The sequence below is a fragment of the Actinomycetota bacterium genome (assembly GCA_040757835.1).
GTDB lineage: Bacteria > Actinomycetota > Geothermincolia > Geothermincolales > RBG-13-55-18 > SURF-21.
On sequence record JBFLWJ010000007.1, the window covers coordinates 82,183 to 108,657 of the forward strand.

20 protein-coding genes are annotated in these 26,475 nt (G+C 63.3%); 12 read left to right on the forward strand and 8 right to left on the reverse strand.

The genetic code is table 11. From position 1 onward, the window contains the following. Nucleotides 1–16 precede the first annotated feature (16 nt). A complete protein-coding gene (locus AB1384_07990) occupies nt 17–3,769 on the reverse strand; it encodes a DUF5719 family protein (protein ID MEW6554209.1) in 3,753 nt (1,250 codons plus the stop codon). 348 nt (nt 3,770–4,117) lie between these two features. Between AB1384_07990 and AB1384_07995 the strand changes: the two genes are divergently transcribed. The 3 genes from AB1384_07995 (at nt 4,118) to AB1384_08005 (ending at nt 7,844) form a co-directional block, all read left to right on the forward strand. Next, complete coding sequence (locus AB1384_07995) at nt 4,118–4,342, forward strand: hypothetical protein (protein ID MEW6554210.1); 225 nt, start codon at nt 4,118–4,120, stop codon at nt 4,340–4,342. After that, on the forward strand, nt 4,329–5,516 hold the full coding sequence (locus AB1384_08000; GenBank protein ID MEW6554211.1) for a radical SAM protein: 1,188 nt from the start codon (nt 4,329–4,331) through the stop codon (nt 5,514–5,516). Before AB1384_07995 ends, AB1384_08000 begins: the two co-directional genes overlap by 14 nt. Nucleotides 5,517–5,945: 429 nt before the next feature. Next, on the forward strand, nt 5,946–7,844 hold the full coding sequence (locus AB1384_08005) for a CocE/NonD family hydrolase (protein ID MEW6554212.1): 1,899 nt from the start codon (nt 5,946–5,948) through the stop codon (nt 7,842–7,844). Between the two features lie 246 nt (nt 7,845–8,090). Here AB1384_08005 and AB1384_08010 read toward each other — a convergent pair whose 3' ends face one another. The 3 genes from AB1384_08010 to AB1384_08020 all read right to left on the reverse strand — a co-directional run bounded on the left by AB1384_08010 (nt 8,091) and on the right by AB1384_08020 (nt 12,202). After that, a complete protein-coding gene (locus AB1384_08010) occupies nt 8,091–9,857 on the reverse strand; it encodes a hypothetical protein (GenBank protein MEW6554213.1) in 1,767 nt (588 codons plus the stop codon). Nucleotides 9,858–10,142: 285 nt separating this feature from the next. Continuing rightward, nucleotides 10,143–10,889, reverse strand: coding sequence for a TIGR03915 family putative DNA repair protein (locus AB1384_08015; GenBank protein MEW6554214.1), 747 nt, complete (start codon nt 10,887–10,889; stop codon nt 10,143–10,145). 2 nt (nt 10,890–10,891) lie between these two features. Beyond that, complete coding sequence (locus AB1384_08020) at nt 10,892–12,202, reverse strand: putative DNA modification/repair radical SAM protein (protein MEW6554215.1); 1,311 nt, start codon at nt 12,200–12,202, stop codon at nt 10,892–10,894. A gap of 194 nt (nt 12,203–12,396) precedes the next feature. On the opposite strand from AB1384_08020, the gene AB1384_08025 reads away from it, so the two are divergent. The 3 genes from AB1384_08025 (at nt 12,397) to AB1384_08035 (ending at nt 14,663) form a co-directional block, all read left to right on the forward strand. Then, nucleotides 12,397–13,218, forward strand: a complete 822-nt coding sequence (locus AB1384_08025) for a MerR family transcriptional regulator (GenBank protein ID MEW6554216.1) — start codon at nt 12,397–12,399, stop codon at nt 13,216–13,218. A 163-nt stretch (nt 13,219–13,381) separates the two neighbouring features. Further along, complete coding sequence (locus AB1384_08030; GenBank protein MEW6554217.1) at nt 13,382–13,858, forward strand: GyrI-like domain-containing protein; 477 nt, start codon at nt 13,382–13,384, stop codon at nt 13,856–13,858. Between the two features lie 25 nt (nt 13,859–13,883). Beyond that, nucleotides 13,884–14,663, forward strand: a complete 780-nt coding sequence (locus tag AB1384_08035; GenBank protein ID MEW6554218.1) for a hypothetical protein — start codon at nt 13,884–13,886, stop codon at nt 14,661–14,663. Nucleotides 14,664–14,781: 118 nt separating this feature from the next. On the opposite strand, the gene AB1384_08040 is transcribed toward AB1384_08035, so the two are convergent. Continuing rightward, a complete protein-coding gene (locus tag AB1384_08040) occupies nt 14,782–15,849 on the reverse strand; it encodes a hypothetical protein (GenBank protein MEW6554219.1) in 1,068 nt (355 codons plus the stop codon). Between the two features lie 178 nt (nt 15,850–16,027). Beyond that, nucleotides 16,028–16,678 (reverse strand): hypothetical protein, encoded by a 651-nt coding sequence (locus AB1384_08045; protein ID MEW6554220.1) that lies wholly within the window; start codon nt 16,676–16,678, stop codon nt 16,028–16,030. A 39-nt stretch (nt 16,679–16,717) separates the two neighbouring features. Between AB1384_08045 and AB1384_08050 the strand changes: the two genes are divergently transcribed. The 3 genes from AB1384_08050 (at nt 16,718) to AB1384_08060 (ending at nt 19,013) form a co-directional block, all read left to right on the forward strand. Further along, nucleotides 16,718–16,873: a hypothetical protein gene (locus tag AB1384_08050; protein MEW6554221.1), complete on the forward strand. Its 156-nt coding sequence runs from the start codon at nt 16,718–16,720 to the stop codon at nt 16,871–16,873. 192 nt (nt 16,874–17,065) lie between these two features. Then, nucleotides 17,066–18,742 (forward strand): NAD(P)/FAD-dependent oxidoreductase, encoded by a 1,677-nt coding sequence (locus AB1384_08055; protein ID MEW6554222.1) that lies wholly within the window; start codon nt 17,066–17,068, stop codon nt 18,740–18,742. A 1-nt stretch (nt 18,743) separates the two neighbouring features. Beyond that, nucleotides 18,744–19,013 carry a hypothetical protein gene (locus AB1384_08060; GenBank protein MEW6554223.1) on the forward strand — a complete coding sequence of 90 codons (270 nt, stop codon included), beginning with the start codon at nt 18,744–18,746 and terminating at the stop codon, nt 19,011–19,013. A gap of 6 nt (nt 19,014–19,019) precedes the next feature. Here the strand turns inward: AB1384_08060 and AB1384_08065 are convergent, their stop codons facing one another. After that, nucleotides 19,020–19,409 (reverse strand): response regulator, encoded by a 390-nt coding sequence (locus tag AB1384_08065; protein ID MEW6554224.1) that lies wholly within the window; start codon nt 19,407–19,409, stop codon nt 19,020–19,022. Between the two features lie 100 nt (nt 19,410–19,509). Then, nucleotides 19,510–21,576 carry a PAS domain S-box protein gene (locus tag AB1384_08070; GenBank protein MEW6554225.1) on the reverse strand — a complete coding sequence of 689 codons (2,067 nt, stop codon included), beginning with the start codon at nt 21,574–21,576 and terminating at the stop codon, nt 19,510–19,512. A 135-nt stretch (nt 21,577–21,711) separates the two neighbouring features. On the opposite strand from AB1384_08070, the gene AB1384_08075 reads away from it, so the two are divergent. From AB1384_08075 to AB1384_08085, 3 genes are all read left to right on the forward strand, one after another. Beyond that, nucleotides 21,712–23,550 (forward strand): PAS domain-containing sensor histidine kinase, encoded by a 1,839-nt coding sequence (locus AB1384_08075; protein ID MEW6554226.1) that lies wholly within the window; start codon nt 21,712–21,714, stop codon nt 23,548–23,550. 213 nt (nt 23,551–23,763) lie between these two features. Beyond that, the gene (locus AB1384_08080; GenBank protein MEW6554227.1) at nt 23,764–24,930 is read left to right on the forward strand and encodes a uroporphyrinogen decarboxylase family protein; all 1,167 of its coding nucleotides are present in this window, start codon (nt 23,764–23,766) and stop codon (nt 24,928–24,930) included. Between the two features lie 294 nt (nt 24,931–25,224). Then, the gene (locus tag AB1384_08085) at nt 25,225–26,289 is read left to right on the forward strand and encodes a mechanosensitive ion channel domain-containing protein (GenBank protein MEW6554228.1); all 1,065 of its coding nucleotides are present in this window, start codon (nt 25,225–25,227) and stop codon (nt 26,287–26,289) included. The last annotated feature ends 186 nt before the right edge of the window (nt 26,290–26,475 follow it).

Sequence of the window (26,475 nt, forward strand, 5' to 3'; positions counted from 1 at the left end):
CTGACCCCTCGGCTTTTCAGGTGCCGCCGTTGAAGAGTATTGTCCCGCTCGACCCCACAGCCCACATGTGGGTGGGGTCGAGTATATCGATGTCCATGATGTCCACGCCGGAGTCGGCCACGTCCTGGACTATCCAGTCGGAGCCGTCCCAGAAGCGGATAGTCCCGTACCATGCACCCACCCAGGCCTGGCTGTCGGAGAGGGCGGCGGTACTGACCAGGCCCTCCGAGAGGCCGGAAAAATGCGTATCCCATGTAGAGCCGTCATAGTAGTAAAGGTTCACTCCCACTACCCATATATTGCCTTCGTCCGCGACCCATATATCGCCCAGATCGTCGCTGGGTGCTCCTGCCACCGGGCTCCAACTGCTTCCGTCATAGAAGATCATGGTGTCGTTGGCGCCAACCGCCCACACGTGGCTGGCATCTGTGCCCATGACGCTGTAGAGATCGTTGGCGGTGCCGCTGGCCTGGTTGCCCCAGGAGGTGCCGTTGAAGAAGCGGACGGTCCCGTTCGACCCCACCGCCCATACGTGGCTGGCGTCCGCGGCATAGACGCTGTTGAGATCGTTGGCGGTGCCGCTGGCCTGGTTGCCCCAGGAGGTGCCGTTGTAATAGCGGATGGTCCCATTATACCCGACGGCCCACACGCGGTTGGCGGCCGCGGCGTAGACGTCGTATAGCGGCATGGTAGTGCCGCTGGCCTGGTTGCCCCAGGAGGTGCCGTTGAAGAAGCGGACGGTCCCGTTCGACCCCACCGCCCATACGTGGCTGGCGTCGTACGCGGACACACCATTGAGATATTCAGTGGTCCCGGAGGACTGGGCGTCCCAGGTGCCGGGGCCTCCGCCCCCTCCGCCCGACGAGGTGAAATCCACACCGTTGGAGGTGATCTTGATCTCGAGCGGTCCCCATTTGTGGAAGATGTGGGTCACCTTGACCTTGACCGTGCCGGAGACGCCCGCCGGCACCCGGCACTTGATCTGGTTATCTGACCAGGAGACATATTCGGTCGGCTTCTTGCCCCCGAAAGAGACATAAGAGCCGTTCTCCCTCGTGTTGCCGAAGCCGGTGCCGTTTATGGTCACCAGCGTGCCCACTTCTCCCGTCGGTGGTGACAGGCTGTATATCCGCACCGACTTGAAGAGCAGCATATCCCATTCGATGGCGCGGAACTTCTCGTTCACCAGCCAGTAGGTCCAGACCCACTTGTAGATACCGACCTCGATGCCGAACTTGATCCCGATGTCGATATCCAGCGCGGCATACATGGCCAGCAGCGGGTGACCGGGGTGGGCCGTGTTGGGATCACCGGTTATCCTCTCCCCCGCCAGGATATTCAGGTAGGGGCCCAGGATATCGTAGAGAAGTATCCCCACCTGAGGACCGAAGGAGAAAGTACAGTCCGAGGCGGTGAAGGGACCCGCCAGCTCTGGATACCTGATGGTGAAAGTGCTGTCGAAGTCCTTGTCGGTCGACCAGCCAGAGGCGCTGTTCCAGGAACAGCCGGCAGAGATGGTGGAGGTCTGGGTCACCCCCGCGGTGATCCCCATGTCTATATTTCCGTCCACCCCCACGGCCAGCTGGATATACGGGGTCAGCCATACCGGGACCGGACCCGCCATGAACTTGATCCGTGTCAGGTCTATTTTAGTGCCCGGAATGGTCATCACGAATTCGTCGGCGCTGAAGTCGCCGTGGATGGTGACGTCTATGGCCACTTCCTCGGTGAAGGAAGCCCCGAAGGCCACGCTCTTCAGCTCCACCGAGGGCGGTGTGACTTTCGGCACCCAGTAAGGCACTCCCCATTTGTATTTCTTGACCCATTCCAGGTCCGGCGGCGTGTAATCGATGTCGATGGTGAAATCGAGGTCCAGCTCGATGCCCACTGAGCCGGTGAGGTCCACGTAGTTGCCCCCGGTCCCTACCTGCTGCGAGACGCTCAGCTCCTTGTCGAAGTGGACCAGGGAGGCGGTGTTGAAGGCATCGGCCGCCGCGACCCCGGCCACCTGGCTCCCGGAAAGAGAGATATTACCCTGCCAGATGGCTTCCTCCAGGCCGGCCGAGATGACGGTGAGGGTAGTCTTGCCGCCCCCACGGTCCACGCCGACGATCTTGTAGAGGAAACCGTCCGGAGCGTCCGGGGAATCGCTGAGGATGACGTCGCCCGCCATGAGGTCTGCTATGACCGAGGTGCTGCCATCGAAGGTGACGATCCTCTTGTCCCCCGACTGCACCACGCTCTCCAGGAGGTCGATCTCGGCCTGGGTCAGCACCTTGGTGGTTGCGGGGATGACCGGGGGCTCGTAGAGGGCGCCGGTGGAACAGTGGCCGCCGCTCTTCCCCTCGTAGGTGAAATACTCCGACCTCTCCGCCACCACCGGGCCATCGGCGTCCACCCAGGTGGAGACGTCGGTGCTGGCGAGGCCGGGCAGGCCGTCCAGCATGATGGACCTCCTGGTACCGGCCTCGAGGGTGAAGGAATAGGGGGCGGCGGAGGAACCGGGGGGAAGCTGGAAGTGCAGGGTCACCTGCTTGTCGGTCTCCCCCGGGTTCTGCACCAGGACATAGGTGTCGAAATCCCCGCCCGTGTAGCCCTCGGCCAGGTACCAGTCGCACTCGGGCCGGATGGCTCCGGCGCAGTCGTGGCCGTCCTTCTTGCCAAAGTAGTCGAAGTAGACGGCACGCTCCGCCACCACCGGCTTGTCCGCCGCGACCGTGGTGGAGACGTCGGTTGAGGCAAGGCCGGGCAGGCCGTCCAGCATGACCGACTGCCTGGTCCCCGCGGGCAGGTCGAAGGAGAAGGGAGGCGCGGAGGCACCCGGCGGGAGCTGGAAAGTGAAAGTGACGCGGGTGCTTTCCTCCCCGGGGTTCTGCACCAGCACGTAGGTGTCGAACCCGCCGCCGGTATAGCCCTCGGCCAGGTACCAGTTGTTCGAGGTCTTGGGGACGCCGGCCGAGTCGTGTCCCCCGGGCTTGCCGTTGTAATCGAAGTACATGGCCCGCTCCGCCACCACGCCGATGGGGCTGGAGACCTTGGTGGCCACGTCGGTTGAGGAGAGGCCGGGCAGGGTGTCCAGGTTGATGGACTTCCTGGTGCCGGCCGGGAGGTCGAAGGAGTAGGAGGGCGCGGAGGCGCCGGGCGGGAGCTGGAAATCGAGGGTGACTGTGGTATCTGCGGCACTCGGGTTCTGTACCAGCACCCAGGTGTCGAAGTCTCCGCCGGTGTAGCCCTCGGCCAGGAACCATTCGCTGGCGGGGTATTTCACCCCTATGGAATCGTGACCGCCCGCCTTGCCGTTGTAACTGAAGTACATGGCCCGCTCCGCCACCACCGGCCTGGTGGCCGTGACCTTGGTGGAGACGTCGGTGGAGGAGAGGCCCGGGAGCCCGTCCAGCCTGATGGACTGCCTGGACCCGGCGGGGAGGTTGAAGGAGTAGGGATCGGCCTTGCTGCCCGGTGGGAGCTGGAAGTTGAGGGTGACGTCGGCGGCCTCCTCCCCCGGATTCTGCACCAGCACCCAGGTGTCGAAGTCCCCGCCGGTAAAGCCCTCGGCCAGGTACCAGACGGTGGCCTCCTCGCTGGTCAGCGTCCTGGCGATCTCGGCTGCCGCCTCAACCTCGTCCGCGGAGGCTTCCGCCCGGGCGGGAGGGAGCAGGGGCGTGAGGAGAGCCAGGGCCAGAAGGAAGCATAAGAAAAGAACGGCGGCGGAATAGCCGCGCTTACCACCGCCGCGGTGTGAAACCTGTGAGACCCGCCGTGAAGACATCGCAGCCACCTCCCGCATTCGGTAGTTCCTCCCCGATTCCCTTCCTACGACGATTATTCTCTAACCCGACAAGGCGGTCAACAAAGCGCAACCCGACCCGGTGGCAGGCTCGAATCCCTGTCTTCGTGAGGAGGATCTTCGGCGGTGTTGCCTGAATACGCGCGGATCGCCGTCGGCGCATATACGACTGTAGCGACAACAGCACGATCCCGTGACAGACCAGGCTACCCTGCAGCGATCCCAGATGTGCCACGTTCGTGTTTAGCGTCCACGCGGCAGTGCAATAATTAATAAAGCGTCGGGCCTTTATGGGGCCGCAGTTAGCGAAGTAAGGAGGCGAACTCTTCCATGGACAATGAATTTCCAGGCTTCGTGAAGAAGGCGCAGGAGATACTCGACGGCGTCTCCGGGCTTGACGACATCGAGGACTACCGCGCGCTCCTCTGCACCGACTGTGCCTTCTATCACCACGGCGAGGAGGAGAACGAGGAGTGCGGGAGTTTCCTGCTGCTGAAGGCATTGCTGGAGCGCAACGCGTTCGACCTGGAGAGGGCCCTGCGTGAGCTCGGATAACGGCGGACCCCCCGGCGATCTCTTCCTCGGGCTGAGGGAAGGGTTCTTCCTCAAGCAGCTGGAGGAGCCCTGTGTCTACAACGTGGAGTCAGACGACCTCTACGAGCTATCCCCGGAAGCCATGGAGGTCCTTGTGCGCTGCGACGGCACGCACACAATAAAGGAGCTGAGACCCGAGGAGGCGTTCCTCTCCTACTGCCTGGAGGAAGGCGTGCTCGAAACCCTGGCCACACCGCGCGAGCGGGCCGTTAATATTGGCCTCAACGAGACGCCCTCCCTGCGCTACCTCATGCTCGAGGTGACCGACCGCTGCAATCTGCGCTGCCGCCACTGCTACCTGGGAGACGCGGGCGCGGCGGATATGGCATGGGAGACGGCGCGGCGCCTCCTCGACGACTTCGAGGATATCGGGGGGCTGCGCCTTATGGTTACGGGGGGAGAACCCCTGCTCTATCCCCACCTGGACATGCTCGACCGGGAGCTGGCGGGGAGGTCCTTTCGCGGCGTGCTCATCACCAACGGCACCCTCGTGGAGGACCTGGACCTGCAGAGGCTCAATTTCAAGGAGATACAGTTCTCCGTGGACGGCCTGGAGGAGGGGCACGATCACCTGCGAGGGAAGGGCGGTTACGGCAAAGTCATGGAAGCGGTGCGCCGCGCCATGGACGCTGGAGTAGACGTCTCCGTGGCCACGGTCATCCACTCCCACAACCTGCACGAACTGGAGGGCCTGGGGGAGACGCTCTACACCATGGGCGTATCGTCCTGGACCCTGGAGTACCCGGTGGAGTGGGGGCGCATGCGGGACAACCGCGAGTTCATGCCGCCGCTGGAGGAAGCAGCGCCCCTCTTCGAGCTGGAGTGGGGATGGGGCGCGCACGAGGGCGCCCCGGGGTATGCATGCGGGGCCCACCTGGCGAACGTGGAACCCGGGGGCCGCCTGGTGAAATGCGGCTACTACCGCGAGGCGAGCGGAGGTTATGTGGGCGCGGCGGGAGGCCTGCGCCGTGCCTGGCTGGAGCTGCCCAAGATGCCCATGGTGGGGGCTTGCGCGGCCTGTGAGATGCTGGAGGAATGCGGCGGCGGGTGCCGCTTCAGGGCCGAGCTGATGGCCGGCGCGGAGGGTCCCGACCCCCTGATGTGTGCCCGCATGGGACGCCCGCTCGGAGGTTGACGGTTGTGGTTTATCTACCCCCGGGCACGTGTATAATTATCTTGAGTACCACACTACCAAGGAGGTGGTGAAATGAGGATCACGAAGATCCCCAGGCGGAAGGGCGGCACTTGCAAGTGCAATAAGAGCTGTGGCTAATACGCCCTGAGCATTGAGGGGGCCCGCGGGCCCCCTCTCTCCATGGGGTCAGGTCTTGTTTTCTGGTAGTAAAATCCCTGGAACGAACTGGGAACATACCGGAGTATCCAAAAAACAAGACTTGACCCCATGTATGTCATGGCGCGGGGTTGGTGGTTTATATACTTCGTGATATATTGTATGGTGAGGTTGATTGCCGGGGGATACGAAAGAACTCTGCCGCTTCCTTGCAGCGCAAAACGCAGCTGTCTCCCAGACACGTAATCACGGGTATCGATCGAGGGGGGAGAGATGTTGCGTCACCATCCTTATAAGATCATCGCCTGTATCGTCGTCTTTCTTATGCTGGTCATGGGGTTCGGTACCATCATCGCCCCTGCCGCCGAGGAGACGCCATCCCGGGCCGGCGCGGAACTGCAGTCGGGAGGAACGCCCCAGGCCGTACCATCCCGGGTGGAAAGAATAGACGAGACCTGGACTATGCGGGACGGTGTCAAGCTGCCAGTGTCGGTATTCTACCCCGGCGGCGAGGCCGCCGAGGGGTCCGCGGCGGCCGCATATCCCGTGATCATCTTCATCCACCCCTGGGACTGCGAGAAGACCTTTTTCGAGGGAGCGGCGAGCGAGTACGCCGCCCGGGGCTACGTATGCGTCACCTTCACGGTGCGGGGATGGTTCGGCGCGGAGGGCCAGATAGGTTGCATGGATCCCGCGAACGAAGTACGCGACATCAGCGATATCATAACCCTGGTCTCGGAAGACGGGCGTTTCCCGGTGCTCTGGGACGACAAGGGGCCGGTGGTCGGCTCTATGGGTTATTCCATGGGCGCATGCCTCTCCTACCTTATCGCCCCCCGCAAGGACCCCCGGCCGGGAGACCCGGGCGACCCCAGGTTGCGCGCCGTTGTCCCCATGCATGGCGGTACGGACCTCGTCTACTCCATCCTGCCCAATGGCGGCGCCAAGGCCTTGTGGGGAGTGCTCCTTACGGCCGGCTCCTACATCGGCAACATCTCGGGCCTCTTGCTGAGCACCATCAACCTGTTACTGCGCCAGGACCTCAACGCGTGGCAGAAACTGACCGGCCTCTTCGGACAGCTGGGGAAGTTGACCTCTCCTTTCAACAACGTCGACAACACACTCGCCTGGATCGTCGGGGCGGCCCTGGAACGCAGGGTCGATGACATCGAGAAAGGCCGGCAATACCTGCGGGAGCGCTCCACCCGTTACTGGTGCGACGCGGAGTACGACGGCGTTATCGAACACCCGGTCACGGTCCCCATGCTCATGGTGGCGGGGTGGAACGACGACATCTTCTATGCCAACGAGGCCCTCAAGCACTTCTCCACCAGCATGGCCGCCCCGGCGCGCGTGATCGTTACCAACCATGGGCACCTGGGGGGCATTGGGCCCAACTTCTCCATCCCCCTCCCGGGCAACGCCGAATACGACTGGGTGAACGGCCAGATCGCGGCGTGGTTCGACCACTACCTCAAGGGCGAGGAAAACGGGGCGGACGAGGCTCCGCGCGTCTCCTTCTACCGCGGCCCCGGCGACTACGGCGCGGCCGACTCCTTCCCCCTGCCCGGCACCAGCGCCAAGTCCCTGTATCTCGACGCTTCCGCCACAGGGAGCAAGCTCTCTTCGGGCGCCCCGGCGAGCCCCGCAACCGCGGCCGACCTGCTGATCAACTTCGGGATCACCGGCTCCATCTCCCTCCCCTACTACCAGGACGTGACGGAGATGCTCGGGGGCGAGGCCATGCAGATACCCATCAGGCTGAAGATGCTCACCATCCCCCTGACGGAGCGCAGCTACCTCTCCGACCCGCTCAATGAAGACCTGACCATCATGGGCGCTCCCCTGCTGGAGGTCTTCTACCAGTCCTCGGCCCCCTTCACGCAGCTCATCCCCTGGATCTACGAGGTGGCGCCGGACGGCACGGAGACCCTGGTCAGCCGGGGGTATTACGAGGGTTACGACCCTGGGACCTGGACCACCCTGAACACGGCGGAGGAACCGGTGGAGATGCAGGCCTGCTACCACCGCTTCGCCGCGGGCAGCAGGATAAAGCTGGAGATATCCACGGCGGACCTTCTCTCCTGCCTGCCGCATTTCGGGCTCTCCTTCATCCAGCTCTTCCGCGGCCATGGGGTGGCTTCCCGTCTCATCCTGCCCGCCGTACCATGAAGGGGTCAGGCCTTGGATTTTGGATACCCTGGTATGTAATGGCATATATTGGCTGATATATCCTTGTTGTACCGCAATTCTAAAAACGGCATTCTGGCTCCTAAATCCAAAATCCAAGACCCCTTAGACGGAGATTAGAGAACGGGGGTCTTTGAGGCCGGCGGTCCAGCCGGGAAACGCGGCCGGCATCCCGCGAACGGTCCGAGGGGGCACGCGGGATGCCCGCCGCCATGCGCGGCCTGCCGCTCAGGAACCCGCGAGCACTTCCATCAGGTCCACGTGCACCCAGGGGGTGTCGTAGTAACCGTGCAGGGACCACATCTCCAGGTCCCCGTTGTCCATGAGCACGTGGTGCCCCTTGACGGACTGCGAGGTATCCGTACCGTAGTAGTCGCAGCGGGCCGGGTTCAGGAAATCGATGATCCACATGGCCCTTGCCTCGTCGATGTCCCCGTAGCCCTCGTCCAGGAGGCCGAGCATGGTGTCGTACCTCCACAGCGAAGTGCTGTCACTGCTGCAGGCCAGGGAGGGGTATGTCAGCGCCATCAGGGGGATGATGTAGTGGTTGGTCATGGCCACGAGGTCGGGGTATTCCTCCGACTGCCTGGGGAAGAAACCGCAGGCCAGGCCCGGGGGGACCGCTCCCGGAGCGTCAAACCATTCCGGATCGACGTAATCCGGCCATCTCACCATGACGCCTTTGTCCAGGCTGGGGCAGGACGGGTGCGGTGAGGGTTCCAGGAGGTCGTTGCCCACGACTTCACCCTTCACTATCTCCCACCCCCCGTCAGCGGCAGTCCCCGTGGGCGAAACGGCCTGCCCGCCTTGGTTCAGGCCGGGAAAAAACATGCCCAGCAAGCCCAGGAACAGCCGGTTGAGATATCTCTGCAGGTAGTCCCCGGGGGGCAGAAGACTCGAGGCGAAAGTCTCGAGCACCGCGGCTTCGCACTGCTTGCCGTCCGCGACGAGATAGAGCCAGGGCACCGCCCGGTCGCTGTCCCGGATAAGCGCGATCCCCTCGTCGAGGGAGCCGGCAAACTGCACCATCTCCCGGCACAGGATCATAGTGCCTTTGCCGCTTATCAGGGGCCGGGTGAAGATGGAATACACCACGTCCATGGCGCAACTGACACCCTGCGTGTTCAGCCCCGTGGGGATGCCCACGAGTCCGGGAGCGGCCGAGGTAACGAATGGATAGCCCTGCGTGGGTCTGTGCACCATGATCAGGGATTCGTCCGCCAGGACGTCCCCTCCCGTGGCGAACATCAGGTCGCGCCCATGCAGGAGGCTGCCGTCCTCCGTCGCATCCCCGAAGACCGCGAACTCGTTGCAGAACAGGGCCTGGAACCCGGTGAGCACGCTTTGCAGGGTGTCTATGCCTGCGTTCAGGGTCAGCACGTCCCTGTAGCTGACGTCGTATCCCAGGTCGCGGCAGGCGTCCGATATGCCCCGCATCTCCTGGAGGAATTCCTCGGGGACGGCGTCCTGGTTGGCCATGACCAGTATCTTGAGGATGTTCCACATCAGGTCCCATAACCATGGATACTGCCTGAAGTCCAGGTCCAGCCCAAATTCCTCGCCCATCTCCAGGAGAAAATTCTCAAGGTAGTCCCTGGTCATCCTCTGTGCGCCCTGCGGACAGAGATAGCCCTCGGCATAGCCCCTCTGGTAGGCGTCCCCCTCCAGGTACAGCAGTCTCTTTCCCGCGCTGTTCTCGGCAAGGTAGCTCTCGCCGTAGCTGGCGACGCGTTGGAAATCGTCCGGGGAGACGGGGTTGGAGAGTTCGAAGGCCGCCGACTCCGCCGGGGCTTCTCCGCTTCCTCCCTCTCCGGGACCGCGGCCTTTCTCCCCAGGTGCTTCCTTGGGGAAACCGCGCCTGGGTGTCCCCTCCGCCCCGGCCGCCGCGGCGAGGGGGATGAGCATGACCGCCAATAGCAGGGCCATGATCACGGCAAGGGCCGCAGCGGCCCTTCTTTTTCCCGGGATCCACGCGAGAAATGTGTGCGGTCTCATCGTTACCCCCCTGATCTTTGAAACGGACCGCTATCCAACCGGCCATTTTTTATGAAAAACGTACAGGAGAAAAAGATTCCCCGTTAGCATGTACCGGCTTCCCCAATAATTGCACAAGCATAGAGATATTATCATAGAGGACGCAATCCGCGCACCGGGGGGTCAGGTCTTGGGTTTTGGATCTTGGAGTCAGAATACTGCTTTTAAAATCGCTGTACAACAAGGATATAGTTGCTAATTTATGCCATTACATACCAGGGTATCCAAAATCCAAGACCCGTCCCCTTAGACGGAGGGTTCCTCGACCAGGAGCTTCCAGTAGCGCATGGGCATGTGGTTCTTCTGAAGGCGGGGGTTGCGCCTGCCGGAGACGGCGATGGTCTTGAAATATTCCCTCCACATCTCCTGGCACCGCTTCTCGCGCTCGCTCAGGCGCGGGTCGAACCCGGGCAGGTCAACGAGATGCAGCTCACCGCCGTGGCAGAGGGCGGCATGCCCGCGCCCCAGGTCATGGATGACCCAGTCCTGGTCGCCCATGCGCCCGAGAAAATACCCCACCACCAGGCAGAGCACGTCGCAACGCGTCTCCATGGGGGCGTAGTACAGACCCCCCTCGAGCTGGCGGAACCGCAGCAGCCCCTGCATTCGGTGGGCCTCGCACCCCGTGCGCCTGCTCATGCGGTGGACCGCATGCACGTGCTGGTCGCCCAGGCGGGCGTCCACGTCCGCCCCTACCTCCCAGCCCAGCCGCAGGTAACGGTAGATATGGTACCCGGCGCCCTCCTCCTCCGAGAGGAAGGCGCGGAAGGCGTGCCGGAGGGCATTGGGTGAGATGCTCTCGCGCAAATCACCGCACAGGCGCTCCGCCCGCACCGTGTCCGCTTCGACCCGCACCGTGTCGGCCAGCAGGCTCACCTGGACGGCTTTCCCGGCGGCCACGATGTCCTCGGGCTCCTCGTCTGCCTCCCGCAGCATGTCCAGCACCGTGAGCAGCCCCGGAAAGCCGTCCTCATAGAGGTAGAGCCGCGGCACGGTCACAGCTCCCCACTGGCGCTGGAGAACGCGTCCTCCACCCCAGCGAGTATGCCCGCCTGCGCGAAGAGGGACAGCTGCCGCGAAGCCGGCGGTCCCGGGGCTGCCGGATGGAAGAAGGTGGTTATGTTGCGCCTGATCTCCTCGTCCCCCACTTTCTCCCCCGAGTAGTACCTCCCCCCGCAGGTTATGAAGTACCGGGCACGCTTCAACACCACCCCGATCTTTCGCAGGGCGTCGAAGTCGAGGGAATGGATACGCCGGGCGTAGAGTATCCTCTTCGCCGACCTCACCCCGAGGCCGGGCACGCGAAGCAGGGACTCGTAGTCGGCGCGGTTGACCTCCACCGGAAAGAACTGTGGGTTGCGCAGGGCCCACCCCGACTTGGGGTCCAGCTCCTCGTCCAGTTGCGGGTTATCCTCGTCGAGGATCTCGCCCGCGGTGAAGTGATAGTGGCGCAGCAGCCAGTCCGCCTGGTAGAGGCGGTGTTCGCGCAGGAGGGGCGGCGTTTCCAGGCGGGGCAGGCGCGGGTCGTCAGACACCGGCATGAAGGCGGAGTAGTAGACGCGTTTGAGGGAGTACCTGCCGTAGAGGGCCTCGGCCAGGCTCACGATGCGCAGGTCGCTCTCGGGCGTGGCTCCCACGATGAGCTGGGTGCTCTGACCCGCCGGGACGAAAGCAGGCGCCCTCTTGAAACGTTTCCTCTCCTCCCGGTTGCCGTCGATGCGCTCCGCCACGTCCCCCATGGGGCCGAGTATGTCCTCCTTCCGCTTGTCGGGGGCAAGCTTGCGCAGGCTCTTCTCCGTGGGCAGCTCGATGTTCACGCTCATGCGGTCGGCATGGATGCCCGCCCGCCGGATGAGCTCCGGGCTGGCCCCGGGGATGGCCTTGAGGTGGATGTAGCCGTTGAAGCCTTTCTCCCGCCGCAGCTTGCTGGCGGTGAGGAGAAGCCGCTCCATGGTGTAGTCGGGGCTCACCCACACGGCGGAGCTGAGGAAGAGCCCCTCGATATAATTGCGGCGGTAGAAATCCATGGTCAGCTCGGCGAGCTCCTCGGGGGTGAAAGAAGCACGCGGCCGCGACACCGACGCCCGGTTGGCGCAGTAGGCGCAGTCGTAAATGCAGTGGTTGGAGAAGAGCACCTTCAACAGCGAGATGCAGCGCCCGTCGTCGGACCAGCTGTGACAGATGCCGGCACTGGCGCAGTCCCCCAGCCTCCCCTTGCGGCCGGGTCTCCTAACGCCACTGGAGGAGCACGATACATCGTAACGCGCCGCGCCCCCCAGTATCCTGAGTTTCTCCTCCACGTCCATGGTCCGCCCTTGTCTTTTCATACTCTCCCAGCATCAGTATGGCCGGCGGCAGTGACACGGACAGCCCGTGCGCTCCCATATGCTCCGAGCCCCACGCCTCGGGAGGCATTTCTGTCAGCGCTTGTGGGTAATATATAGGATGCATCGTCCGGGTCGGAGAGAGGCGGACGGCAAGGGAGGGCAGCACGGCGGTCATGGGTGGCGACCTCTTCAGCATCGGGGAGTTCTCCCGGGTCAGCAAGATGAGCGTGAAGGCGCTGCGCTTCTACGACGAGCGCGGCCTCTTCAAGCCGGGCCACATCGACTCCAGGAGCGGCTACCGCTACTACAGCTCGGCGCAACTCAACGAGGCCAACCTCATCCGCCTGCTGCGTTCCCTCGAGTTGCCCCTTGAGGATATCCAGCTCTTCATCAGGGAGCGCGACCCCCACATGCAACGGGCCTTGCTCGAGTCACACCGCCAAGGGCTGCAGAGGCGCCTTGAGGAATACCGCTCCATCGTCTCCTCCATCGAGCGCCTCATCGATGGAGAGGAACAGGTCCCGGGAAGGCAGGTGAGCCTCAAGGAGATGGCGGACCAGTTCATCCTGGGCGTCCGTTTTCATACCACTTATGGAGAGCTGGACGCGTCCATAGGTTCCGCCTTCGGGGACATCTTCGCCCGGCTGGGGGAGCGGGGGGAGTTCCCGGCCGGCCCACCCTTCAGCATCTACTACGGCGAGGAGTGGGACGAGAAAGACATCGACATGGAGATCTGCGTCCCGGTGGTCCGCCCCATGGGCGGAGGAGGGCGCGTCAGCGGGAGGGAACTCCCCGGCGGTCTCATGGCTTCGACCATGCACATGGGCCCCTATCACGAGGTCGCCGAAGCCTACCAGGCCCTGGACCTCTGGGTGAAGGAGAAGGGTTACGGTTATACCGGACCGCCGCGGGAAGTCTATCTTGTGGGTCCGGACCAGATCGACGACGAGGCAGACCTGCGAACGGAGGTAATGTTCCCGGTCGGGCAGGGCTGAGCCTCGAACCCGGCACACACCGCGGCCGGGCGGGTGACCCGTGACGCCTGCCGCCACGCCTCCCACAAGCGGACCGCTTGTCACTAAAACGGGCTTGACTCTCCCCCTGGGGGAGGCTCGATGCTCGGGGTGAAGGTTCAGTCGCGGATGAAAGGAGCGTGAGATGGAGAGGAAGATCGAACTGCAGGAGCAGCCCGCGCAGATGGTGCTGGGGAAGCGCTTCCGCACCTCCATGGAGAAGATCCAGGGGGACATCGGCGCGGGGTTCGGCGCCATCTTCGGCTACCTGGGTGAGCTGGGCGAGTACCCCAGCGGGGCGCCGTTCGGCCTGTATTTCGGTGATATGCAAGGGTTCGATCCCAACGATTTCGAGATGGAGCTGTGCGTGCCGGTGAACCGCCTGCTGGAGAGCAAGGGGGAGATCGAGGCGCGCGAGGTCCCCGGGGGGCTCGCGGCGGTGACCATGCACAAGGGCCCCTACAACACGGTGGAGTTGGCCTACAACGACATGGAGGCCTGGGTAAAGGAGAACGGCTACCAGTACGCGGGGCCCGCCCGCGAGGTCTGGCTCAACGACCCAAGCCAGGTGGCGGAGTCGGAGCTGCTCACCGAGGTATCCTTCCCCGTCTCCAAGGCCTGAGCGCGACCCGTACCCGGAGGTGGACATGGACCTGTTGGACGCGCTGAGGGAAGCGGCGGGGACGGAGCTGTTCGGGGTGGCGGACGCGCTGGCATATGGGGAAAAGGCGCCGCCCGGGCACCGCCCCGGCGAATACCTGGCGAGCGCCCGCTCCATCGTGCTCATGGGCATGCGCATGTTGGACCTCCCCCTGGACCAGCTGCCGGCGACGCGCAAGGAGTACACGGTGAACTTCCACATGGCCAACACGCGGCTGAACCACGCCCTCTTCGACGCGGCCGCCTGCCTGCAGGACCGCGGGCACAAGGCCTTCCCCGTCCCCTACCTGGAGATGCCGGGGTGGAACCTGGACAAGCGGCCGGCCCTGCTGCTCAAACTGCTGCGCCACCTGGCCGCCGTCCCCCGCGTCCACGACCTGCTCAACGCGAAGGTGCTGTGGGAGAACCTCTCCTTCCGGCACATGGCCGTGGAAGCGGGCCTGGGGGAGATCGGCGTCAACAACCTCCTGCTCCACCCCGAGCACGGCGCCAGGGTGCGTTTCGTGGCCCTGCTCACCGACGCGGAGCTGCCGGCGGGAAGCCCGCGCGAGGCGACGCTGTGCCGGCCCGAGCGCTGCGGCTATGCCTGCGTAAAGGCCTGCCCGGTGGGCGCCCTCAGCGAGGACGGCAGGGGAACGGACAAGGCGGCCTGCCTCAAGTACTACATCAAGCTGGGCCTGCCGGGGATGAGCGGCGTGCGTTGCGGTCTGTGCGTGGCGAAATGCCCAGTATACCGCCCACGCTTTCGGGCGGGCGAGGAAAAATAGCGGGCCCAGGGGCTTCCCGCGAGGTAATGCCCCTATCCAGGCGACCTGGAAGTTCCAGTGCGTGCCATACGCACAACCCGGGGATCCGGGCTGCTCGCGATCATGCGTGCCATCAAGTTCAACTCTTCTTGCTCACCTCGGCTACGAGGTCGTTATCGGCGGTGACCTCCCACTCCATTTCGCTTTCAGTACCGAAGGCGCGCTCGTAGAGGCCCTGGACCAGTCCCGCTACCATCGGGTGGAGGCAGGCGTTCTCCAGGCGGAAATGCAGGTGGTCTTGGTCGAGCTCGACTTCTACCAGGTTGCCCAGGCCACGGTAGGCGAACTGGGTACGGAAGTCATCGACACCCTTTATCTCCTCGCTCGAGAAGAAGCCGGTCGCGACCAGGCTGCGCTGTGCCTCCATCGCCGCCTGGATGATAGAATCGCCGAGCTCTGCCTGCAGCTCATCGATAATAGCTTCCTGGGTCGCCGTGCTTACCAGTACCATGCGGCGCTTGCTCTCCCTGTTCTCTATGACCCCCCGGTCCAGCAGCCAGACGTAATCGGCCAGGATCCCGGGGCCACCGCAGACCCCGCATCTCGGAAGTTTAAAATCCCCTTCCTTGTAGCGGGGAGCTTTCCTCTGCAGTCTCTCCGTTAATTCCAGGGGATGGCCGGAGATCCTCGCCGTGAGTTCGTATTCGTCGGGCGCGGTCTCCACGTAGGTGACCTCGATCTCCCTCCCATCCACCGCTTCCATGGCGCCGACGAAGTTTCCGCTGAAGTGGGACAGCGAGAAGGGTTCACGGATGCGCAGCTTGATATAGTCATCCTCGCCCTTCCGCCTCTTAAAAGACACCACCTCGATATCACCGCGGCCGGTCAATCTGCCGATGTTCGCGATATACCGTGATATGAGCCCGGTGCCCACATAACGGAAGATAGCCTTGACCGGTGCCGGCAGAGCATGGTCGATGGAGTCATATGTGGATCTGCGCTGGCTCTCGATAATGATCCTCGCGATGGAGATGCCCATGATGCCCTCTATACCCGAGAAAGTATCCCGCAGGCTCTCGCTCTCGATGAATACCATGCGGTGGTCGAGATTGCCGTCTTCAAGGATGGTACCGTTGGGCAACCAGGTATGGTGCTTGGTGACGCTGAGGGGCACCCCGCACTCCGGGCAGATCTTTGCTCTTGCCATATCAGATCAACTCCATCCTCGCCTGCCTGAACTACAATTTTCTGAACTGCCGCACCATACATCCCGTGACCGCGGCAGACATCTCTACAACTATCGGCAGATCGATGCGGTGGGCTGGAGGCGACACGGCGGGACGGCTCAGGCTCGGGGCCGGTTTCCCGCACGTGCCATCCGGCCTCTACGATGAGATGAAGTCGGCGCTTTGTGCGATGACGGGGGATGCCTCGGGGTCCAGGGGGTTCATGCGCGCGGCGAGGGAGAAGAGGTAAGGGTAGTTGTTCTTGAGGTGCTCCAGGTAGACCAGCCATTCCCGCAGCAGCAGGCGGTAAGCCCTGGCGATATCGTTGCAGAGGTGCTTGTGGTCCGCCTCCGGCAGATCCTCGATGAGGTAGCGGTACTTCAGCTCCTCGGTGAGGTGAAAGACGGCCCACAGCAGGTCGGTGAAGGTCTCGTGCTCCAGCAGGGTGGGGTTTTCCAGCAAGGCCAGCAGGAAGTCCCTTTCGGAGAGGAGGAACTCGCGCATCTCCTCAAGGAGTTTGTCGTCCCTGCCGATGGCGCATTCGTATTCCGAGACCGATGTCTCCGCGCGGCGGAAATCATCGTCCTTCCAGGCCTCCTTCACCTCCAGGCAGTCCTTGATCTCCTGGCAGGTGGTATCGAACTCCGCGAAGGAGCGCAATAGCTGCATGCCCATCTCGCTGAAGAAGGCGCCTATGACCATGTTCAGCTTCTCCATGCGGTTGCGCTTCTCGCGTATGTCCAGGACGCGGTGGACGATGAGCGTGACCAGCAGCACCTCGATTGGGAGGAAGGCTATGTCCCCGAGCATGTAGATCCAGATATGGTGAGCGTCCCTAAAGATAGCGTAATGGACGAGGTAGAGGACCACCGTGAGGAAGATGAGGGATGCGCCCAGGATGACATACCAGTTGCGGTACCATTTAGCGTCTTTTTCGTAATCGATAAGGCATCCTCCCTTCCGCTGTCGGAGCTGCCGGACCTCACAACGCTTATGATTTTATAACATCCGCGCCACCGTTGCGGCTGATCCTCCTCAATCGGCCCATGGCGCCGTGCCCCTAGGCTTTGCCGCGACGGCGGGATATCATAGAGGAGCAAGCGACCCGGTGATGTCGGTGATCACAGAGCCGGAAAGCGCGGCCAGGCCGTCTTCGCCCACGTACGGCTCCGCGCCCCGGCAATAGGGGAGGGGGACATGGAGGACTACGACGTCGTCATCGTGGGGGCCGGTTTCGGCGGACCGGTTGCCGCGAAAAAATGTGCCGAGGCGGGCCTGCGCACCCTGATGCTCGAACGCTCGCAGAAGGTGGGAGAAAAGGTTATCTCCGGGCTGACCATCCCCTTCTACGGCTTCCTCTTCGGTCCCGCGTTCATCCGCGACGGCAACCCACCCATCGAGAGGCCGGTGGACGGCATCATCAACTTCATCATCAAGGACGTGGACAGCGGAGATATCGAAACAGACGGCTCCCTGCGCGTCCCCAAGCCCCTCTCCCCCGTCATCAGCTTCGGATACAACGCCTACTGCCAGCCCTTCTGCCAGTGGGAGGCGGAGAAGGCGGTGGAGGCCGGGGCGGAACTGCGCACCTCCGTCACGGTAGTGGACGTGCTGCGCTCCGGTGGCTGTATCGCCGGGGTGAGGACGGACAGCGGCGAGGAGATCCGCGCGCGCATCGTCATCGACGCCGAGGGGTCCCAGGGGCTGCTGGCGGTCAAGGCCGGGGTGCGGGAGAAATATCCCCCGGAGGCCATCTCCCTGGCCGACGTCTACGACTACGAGATAGACAAGGACGAGCTGGACCGGCTCATGGGGCACACCCTGCGTTTCTGCTGGGCCTGGGACGAGCAGAAGCTGGCCCCTCCACTTGGACAGGGCAACGGCCTCATGGTGTGGCCGTACCGCGGCAGCATCCACTTCATGCAGGACCAGTGCCTGCGCCTGTCGAGCGGGGAAGTCCCCAACCTGAGGAAGCTATTCAAGGAGTACCACGACAACATCACCAGCAAGCTGCCGTGGTGGAGAGACGAGGTGGCGCCGCGCATCAAGCTGCGCGCCCGCACCTGGGAGAGCTTCGAGATCTTCGTGGGCCTGGACCGCGAGCTGCGCGAGATGCCCAACCATACCGATGGCATGATCCTCATCGGCGATGCGGCCGGGCTGGAGAGCACGGAGCTGTGCGACGGAGTCCCAGCGGCCTGGTTCTCCGCCGATATCGCCGCCGACGTGGCCATCGAGGCCCTGCGCGCCGGGGACACCTCGCGGGAGTTCCTTGCCCGCTATGACGAGCGCATCCGCGGCCACCCTATCCTGCAGTGGTCCATCACCGCCCCCAACCGCTACAACCTCCGCTTTGCCCAGGAGCACCATGACTTAGGCGAGTTCAGGGGCTACGTGCACGACGGCTGGGGACTCGGGGGCTTCGCCCACGTGAGCACACCGCTGATGCAGAACGTCCTGCGGGCACTGGCGGAGGACCCCACCGTCATCACCGCCTGGATAAGGATGTTCTTCCGCTACTACTTCAACTGGATCTACGAGCGCTATGACTACAGCGGCGGTAAGGAGCTCCCCCCGCGCGACCCTTCCTCGCAGCCACGCGTGGCACAGGCGGTATTCCGCGGCGTGCTGGCGGCGGCCGACGCCGTGCTGCGTCCGCTGGCGCCACTGGTGAGGGCGGGGGTCGGACTGGCCGAACCGCTATGCCGTTTCGCCAATCCGGCCATGAAGGCGGTGCTGCCGCTGCTGGAGGCGGCCCTCCGGGGCATGGAAAGACTCGAGGGGTTCACAGGCCCCGCGAGCGACAGGATCGTGGACTTCGTACGCCGGGCCGACCCGGCCACCTTCGACCCTCCGGGCAGGGGAGGTGTTTGAGATGGCCCGGTCTTACGAGGACCTGCCGGGAGTGGAATGGGTCGAGGGCGCCGGCGACTTCATCCAGGTCATCGCGGAGAACTGCGACGGCTGCGCCGACTGCGTACGGGTATGCCTGGGGGACTGCTTCGAGATCTCCGGCCGCAAGGCGAGGGTGAAAAGCCTGGAAAAGTGCATGGAGTGCGCATCGTGCTGGTATGTCTGTGCCGCCGGGGCCATCGCTTTCTCCTGGCCCCCGGGGGGGAAAGGCTTCCGCACCGATTGGGGATGATCGCGGCTAGGCCAGGGCTTTCCTCACTACCTCAATGACCTTCTCGGGCTGGAAGGGCTTGGTGATGAAATCCATGACGCCCCCCTGCAGGGCCTCCAGCATTAGTTGTTTCTCGCCCAGGGCGCTGCAGATGATGATCTTGGCCTGCGGATCGGTCACCAGGATGCTCTTGGCCGCGGCCATACCGTCCATCTCCGGCATGTTGATGTCCATGATCACCAGGTCGGGCTTCCAACGCTCGTAGGCCCATATCGCCTCGGTCCCGGTCTCCGCCTCCACGATGGCGTTGAAACCGTTCTCGACGAGGATATTGCGCAGCATCATGCGCGTGAAAAGGGCATCGTCCGCTATAAGTATGGTCGCGGTCATATCCTCGATCTTCCTCTTCTCCGCCACCCAGGCTGGCGGCCTCGGTTATCTCCGCAGGCCCGGCATCTACTACCATAGACTCATACAGCCCTGCCCGCAACAGTCCCTAATCTATCGTCCAAACCCATTACATGATTGAGCTGTCTTGCAGCGTTATCTCGAAGCGTGCTCCCTCTCCGCCCGCGATCCCGATGGTGCCGCCATAGACCTCCACCACCTTCTTGACGATGGCCAACCCGACCCCCGCTCCCCCGCCTCTCCCCTTGACCAGAGGCAGAAATACCCGCTCCCTGTCCTCCGGCGGTATGCCGGCACCGTTGTCCTCGACGGTATAGCGGTGTACGCCTCCCCCCAGACCCCGGTAACGGATGACCAGGCGCGGGTCCGGGCTGTCATTGTACTTCACGGCGTTCGCCACAAGGTTGCTGAAGAGCTGGTAGATATGGACGGGGTCGGCGACCACGTGTCCCAGGTCGTCGTCCACCTCCACCCTCATGTTCTTTCCGGAGATGGAAACTGACCTCTCCGCCAGCACCTGGCGCACCACCTTGCCCACGTCCACTTCCACCGGCCGCTCGGGACGTTGGCCCGCCTGCGCCAGGCTCAGGAGGTCCTCCACCAGCCGTTGCGCCGTCTCGGAGCTGCTGCGGATTATCTCCACCGCGCGCCCGGCCTGTTCCACGCTGCCTTCATGCATGGGGGCCCGGATCATCTCCCGCAGAGCGTCGCTGGCGGAGATGATGATGGAGATGGGCCCCCGCAGGTCGTGGGAGACGACGTGGGCGTACGCGTCCAGCTCCCGGTTGATGCGCATCAGTTCCTTTTCAGCCAGTTTCTGTTCGGTGATGTCCCGGGTGATGCTGCACATCATGAAACCCTCATAGGTCTGGATGGGAAAGGTCACCGCCTCGATGGTGCGCCGCTGCCCGTCTGGTCGCCATATCTCGTGTTCCCGCTTCTCCCCGAACCAGTCGGCATGGCCGCTCTCCAAGGGTTGCAGCACCAGTTCCCGGAGGCGTTCGTAGGCATGTTCCGTCCTGCGTTCCTCGGGCGCCAGGCTGAACTGCAGGTCCCACAGGTGCTTGCCCAGGGCTTCTCCCCGCGACAGCCCCACTATGTCGGCCTGGGCCTGGTTCCACCCCACGACGATTCCCTCCCTGTCCACCAGCACGATGCCGTCGTGGGACTGCTCGACGATGCTGCGGAACCTGTCCTCGCTTGCGAGCAGGGCCAGTTCCACCTGTTTGGCCTCGGTGATGTCCCGGGCCACGTTGGTGAAGGCGATAATCTTTCCCTCCTTGTCGAACAGGGGCGCGCCGGTAACGCTACCGATGGCGACGGACCCGTCCTTCTTGACGAAACGCAGTTCGTCATTGACCACCTCGCCCCGGAAGAGCCTGGCAATGTCTTCCAGCGTACGCTCGTAGTCGTCGGGGTGGAGGATGCCCAGCTCCATGATGTTACGGCCCACCAGCTCGTCCTCAGCGTAACCGATGAACTCGCAGGCCTTCCGGTTCACCCCGATGAGTACGAACTCGGTATCGTAAGTGTAGATGGCCTCACCGGTGTAGTCATAGATGAGCCGGTAGCGCTCCATGCTCTCCCGGAGGGCTTCCTCCATGCCCTTGCGCTCGGCCACCCTGCCCAGCCTCTCCGCCAGGGCGTCGATGAGGTCCCTCTCCTCCTTCAGGAAAGGCCCTTCGTCACGATCTGGCCTCTGCTCGAGATAGAAGACATCGAGGGACCCCGCCCTCTCTCCGTGGACGAATATCGCCGCCGACTGTCTCCACGGGCTCTCCGCGAAATCCCCGCTGGGATAGTCCTGCCCGAAGAGGCGTATCCTGGCGCGGGCGATATCGACGTGCCGCCAACCGGGCGGTATCACATCGGCGGCTCTGATCAGTATCTCCTCCAGCGTAAGGTCCCGTTGCTCGATGATGTTGGAGATGCCGTAGAGGCACCTCAACTCCTTCATCCTCTCCTCTAGGTCTTCCGAGTACTTGCGCAGGGCCTCTTCCGACTTCTGGCAGCTCTCGGCGAGAGCGGCGCATCGCTCCCTCTCCTCCGCCAGCTCCCTTTCCGCTTCCGCCAGGCGGCGGCGCAATCGGTCAAGCTCTTGCTCCAGCCTTCTCACCCTCCGGTCCTCGCTCGTGGACGCCGCCACTGCTTCCTGCCCGATATGCGGTGCGGCCATCCTTCCCGGTGCTCAAGAACCTTATCACCTATATGATACCCGGTTGGGGTACGCTGTATTTCTGGTAATTTTCCGGTAATATTATTCTTGGATGACTCCGCATGGAGCGCCGCGCGACGGGGAGATGACACGGGAATGAATGACGGAGAGCGGGCCGAACCGGACACCTACTTCAGGTTGCTCATCGACAACACCCTCGACATGATCACCGTCCTGGATGTCGAGGGCCTAGTCGTCTATAACAGCCCCGCGGTCAAGACATATCTCGGCTACGAGCCGGGCGAGCTGAACGGACGTTTCGCCTTCGAACTCATCCACCCCGACGACCGCGAGACCCTCCTCGCATCCTACAGCGACGGCGTCCGCTCCCCCAGCGCGGTGCAGCACTGGGAATACCGCTTCCAGCATAAGAACGGCTCCTGGCGTTTCATTGAATCCATGGGCACGAACCTCCTGGACAACCCGGACGTCAGGGGCGTAGTGGTGACCTCGCGCGACATAACCGACCGCAAGCGCATCGAGGAAGCCCTGAAACGAAGCGAGGAGTATTTCCGCGTGGTGATGGAGAACACCATGGACATCATCATGATCATCGACGCTTCCGCCTCCATCACCTATATCAACAGGTCGTCTAAGAGCATACTCGGATATAATCCCGAGGAGATGCTGGGAAGAAACGCGTTGGACTTCGTACATCCCGAGGACGCGAGCGCTGCGGCGGAGACCGTAGCGGCCGCCGCGAAAGACCCCGGCTTCTCTCCGCTGCGGGAGGTAAGGGCTATACACAAGGACGGTTCCATATGCCACCTGGAGGGCATCGGTAAGAACTTCCTCGACCACCCCGCGGTCGAGGGGATCGTCTTGAGCTTCCGGGACATCAGCGACCGCAAGCGCGCGGAGGGCGAGCTGCGGGAGTCGGAGGAGCTCTACCGCACCCTTGTCACCACGTCGCCTGACGGCATCACTGTCACCGATATGAACGCGGATATCATCTTCGTCTCCCCGCAACTTGTAAAGATGCACGGTTTTGAGCACGCCGAGGAGATGTTGGGGACCAGCGCCCTCGATCTCATCGCTCCCGAGGACAGGGAGAGAGCGACGGGAGAGCTGGCGCAGATGATGCGGTCGGGCTACGCGAGGAACGTCGAGTTGACCCTGCTCAGGAAAGACGGCTCACACTTCCAGGCCGATCTGAGCGCGGCCCTTATCAGGGATGCCGCGGGAGAGCCCCGGAGGATGGTCTCCTACACCAGGGACATATCCGAGCGCAAGAAGATGGATGCGGAGCTGCGTGAACGCAACGAGGAACTGGAGGCGTTCGCCCACACCATCTCCCACGACCTGCTCTCGCCGGTGGCCGTCGTTGAGGGTTACGCGAAGGCCGCCCTGGAGGCGGACGCGGAGGGAAGACCGGAGGCGGAGCGGGAGTGCCTGGAGGCCATAGCCAGGGGGGCGCGGCGCATGAGCGACCTCATCAACTCCCTCCTGCAATACGCGCAGGCCGGGCACATGGACATCAGAGAATCCGATGTGGACCCGGAGGAGGTCCTGCTGGAAGTGCTCATCGACCTAAAGGACGAGGCCCTCAGAAGGGGCGTCGGCATCGAGGTGGCGACTGGCCTGCCCCGCATCGCGGTGGACGCGGTCAAGCTGCGCCAGGTGCTGAGCAACCTCATCTCCAACGCGCTCAAGCACATGGGAGACAACCCGCGTCCCGAGGTGGCCATAGGCGCGACCGTGGACGGCCCCTTTGCCACTTTCTGCGTACGCGATAACGGCATCGGCATACCTCCCGAGCTGCACGAGAGGGTCTTCGAGCCCTTCAAGCATTTTTCCCTCGCCGGTACCCAGGGCCTGGGCATCGGGTTGTCGACGGTAAGGCGTGCCGTCACGGCCTGGGGCGGAAAGGTGTGGGTGCGATCGAGGCCCGGGGAAGGGGCTGCCTTCTTCTTCACCGCCCCCCTTGCGGAATGACCCATGGCAAGCCCTACGCGATGCAGGCGGTTCAACCGCCGATGCTCGGCTGTCGTCCCTTCGCATGCGTGCCAGGCCTTGCCGATCGGAATCGGCCAGGCGACTGGCACCGTCGCACCGCCCTCCGGGCGTCGCTATCGCTCACGCGATGCATTCTGTCGAGCGTTATCATATAATCCTGCAAAAGGTTGCTAGATGTGGAGGTGAGGTGTTTTGTCGGACAAACATGACAGGGCGCTCGCGGCGCTGGAGCTGCGGGAGCCTGACCGCGTGCCCGTTCTGGACCTCATGCTGGAATACACCACCGACAACGCCATACTGGGCAGGAAAGCCCACCCGCTGCACAGGATGATCGCTCTGCCGTTTTCCACGGGGTTCATGGACGCTTTCTTTCCCCGCGTCAAGAGTTTCTCCCTGCTCGACCTTGAGCTTGAGCGCTTTCTTCATCTCGGGGCCGCCGCCGCCGAAAGGATGGATTACGACGCCGCGTGGCTGCCATACTTCCCGGTGCTGCGCTTCAACGACTCCAGAACGATGGTCGACATGTACGGGCGCCTCAACGATGTCGGGATCCACGCCAGCGGCAACCTCGGCAATCCCACTTTCCGTGAAGGCCTCATAGACAGCCCGGAGGCCTGGAGGGCCTGGGATAAGAGGCCCCTGTTGCGCCTGCCCGCCAAGGTCAACGGGGCCTTCTCGCGCCTGTACAAGAAGTACGGCGAGAAGATGTTCATCCTCGGCTTCTGCTCTTACGGCATCTTCGAGAACATCTGGCAGCCCCTGGGTTTCGAGCGTTTCGTGGTGGCTTCCCGCAAAGACAGGGCCTTCCTCGAGCGCATGATCGCCTTCCACACCGACCTCTACTGCGAGCTGGTTGAGGCCATGGCCGACGCCGGCCTGCCGGCCATGGTCTACACCGACGACCTGGCCTATAAGTCGGGGCCGATGCTCAATCCCCGTCTCATCGAGGAGCTGTTCGGCGATTCCCACCGCCGCATCGTGGAGACGGCGCATACCCAGGGGATGAAGATCGTCATCCACTCCTGCGGCAACACCACCGCCCTCCTGGAATATTTCGCCGACTGCGGTTTCGACGCCGTGCACCCCCTGGAGCCCACTGCCGGCATGGAGCTGGCCACCGCCAAGGAGCTGGTGGGCGGACGCATGTGCCTCATCGGCAACCTGGACATCACCCATATCCTGGTCGACGCGAACAGGGACGAGGTCTTCGCCGCGGTGCGTCAGGCCATCGCCGACGCGGGGCAGGGCGGCGGGTATATCCTCGCTCCCGACCACTCCCATCCCGACATATCCGTCGAGAGGCTGCGCTGGATGGTGGAAGCGGCCCGGGAACACGGCCGTTACCCCCTCTCGCCTTAAAGGGGTCGGGTCTTGTTTCTTGGATACAGGGTGATGCCGGTCGATGCAAAGCCGCTGTTCGCAACGGGACTTTCAGAATAACCTCGCTTCACATACCGGGGTATCCAAAATCCAAGACCTGACCCCATAAACGGGTGAGACGATTCGCCCGCAATGCCGTTATTACTCTATGAAGAACCGGTTCCGGACTGTCGGTATATGGTGTTTGCGCGCATACCTGGAACCTTTTGCCGCCTGCCCTCTCTAATATGTCTTTAAACGGCTTACGGGAGATCGAGAGCGAGTGGGTCAAAGATGTCGGAGATAGTGGAATTCGTGACCGGAAGCCAGTTCCTGCTGCCGCTGGCCTTGCTGGCGGGCTCGCTGGCGCTGGGGTTCGCGGCGGAAAAAGTGGTGCTCAAGCTGCTCGAGAAGATCACCGCCAGAACGCAGTGGGATGCGTATGCGGCGATCAGGAGCGGTCTGCGCGGCATGGTCACCCTGCTCTTCGCCGTCGTGGGCCTGTACGGCGCTATCCGCCTCACCGCCCTGAGCCCCGTGGCGCAGGTCTACTACCATAAGGCCCTGGTGGTGCTGATCATCTTCTCGCTCACCGTGGCGGCGGCGAGGGTGACGGCGGGACTGGTCGACCTCTACGTTAGGAAGGCGGAGGGGGTCGTGCCCTCCACCACCATCCTGGGCAATATGTTGCGCATCGTCATCTTCCTCACCGGGCTCGTGGTCATCCTGTCGTACCTGGACATACCCATCGCGCCTATAGTCACCGCCCTGGGGATCGGGGGCTTCGCGGTGGCCCTGGCCTTCCAGGACACACTGTCCAACCTCTTCTCTGGTCTGCACATCCTGGCCTCCAAGCTGGTGAAGCCCGGAGACTTCATCCAGCTGGACACGGGCGAGGAGGGCTACGTGGAGGACGTGACCTGGCGCAACACCACCATAAAGACCCTGCCCAACAACATGGTCGTGGTCCCCAACTCCCGGCTGGCCTCGGCCATCATCACCAACTTCAACCAGCCGCGCAAGGAGATGTCCGTGCTGGTGGAGGTGGGTGTGGACTACTCCAGTTGCCTGGAGGAGGTCGAGGAGGTGACGGTGGAAGTCGCCCGGGAGGTACTGCGGGAGGTACCGGGGGGGGCGGACCGCTTCCAACCCTTCGTCCGTTATCACGATTTCTCCGAGTACCGGGTGGAGTTCACGGTGATCCTGCGCGTGGACGAATACGTCGACCAGTACCTGCTCAAGCACGAGTTCATCAAGCGGCTGCACCGGCGCTACAGGGAACGCGGCATCGTGATCCCCCTGCCGGTGCGCAGCATCAGCTTCTCGCGGGAACGCGAGGACGTTTTCGACGCCTCCTGAAGTGGCGCCCCGAGCCGTGCGCCGGGCGCTCAGCCCCTGACCTCACCCATGTAGTCTATCCGACCACATGGGTGAGGTGGTTCCTACCTCACGGGGTGGACCTAAGCACCGCATGCGATGGTGGGTTTGCTCCTCGCCGATAGAAGCGTTTACCCGATACCCGCCTTTTCATCCGCCCGTTAGCAT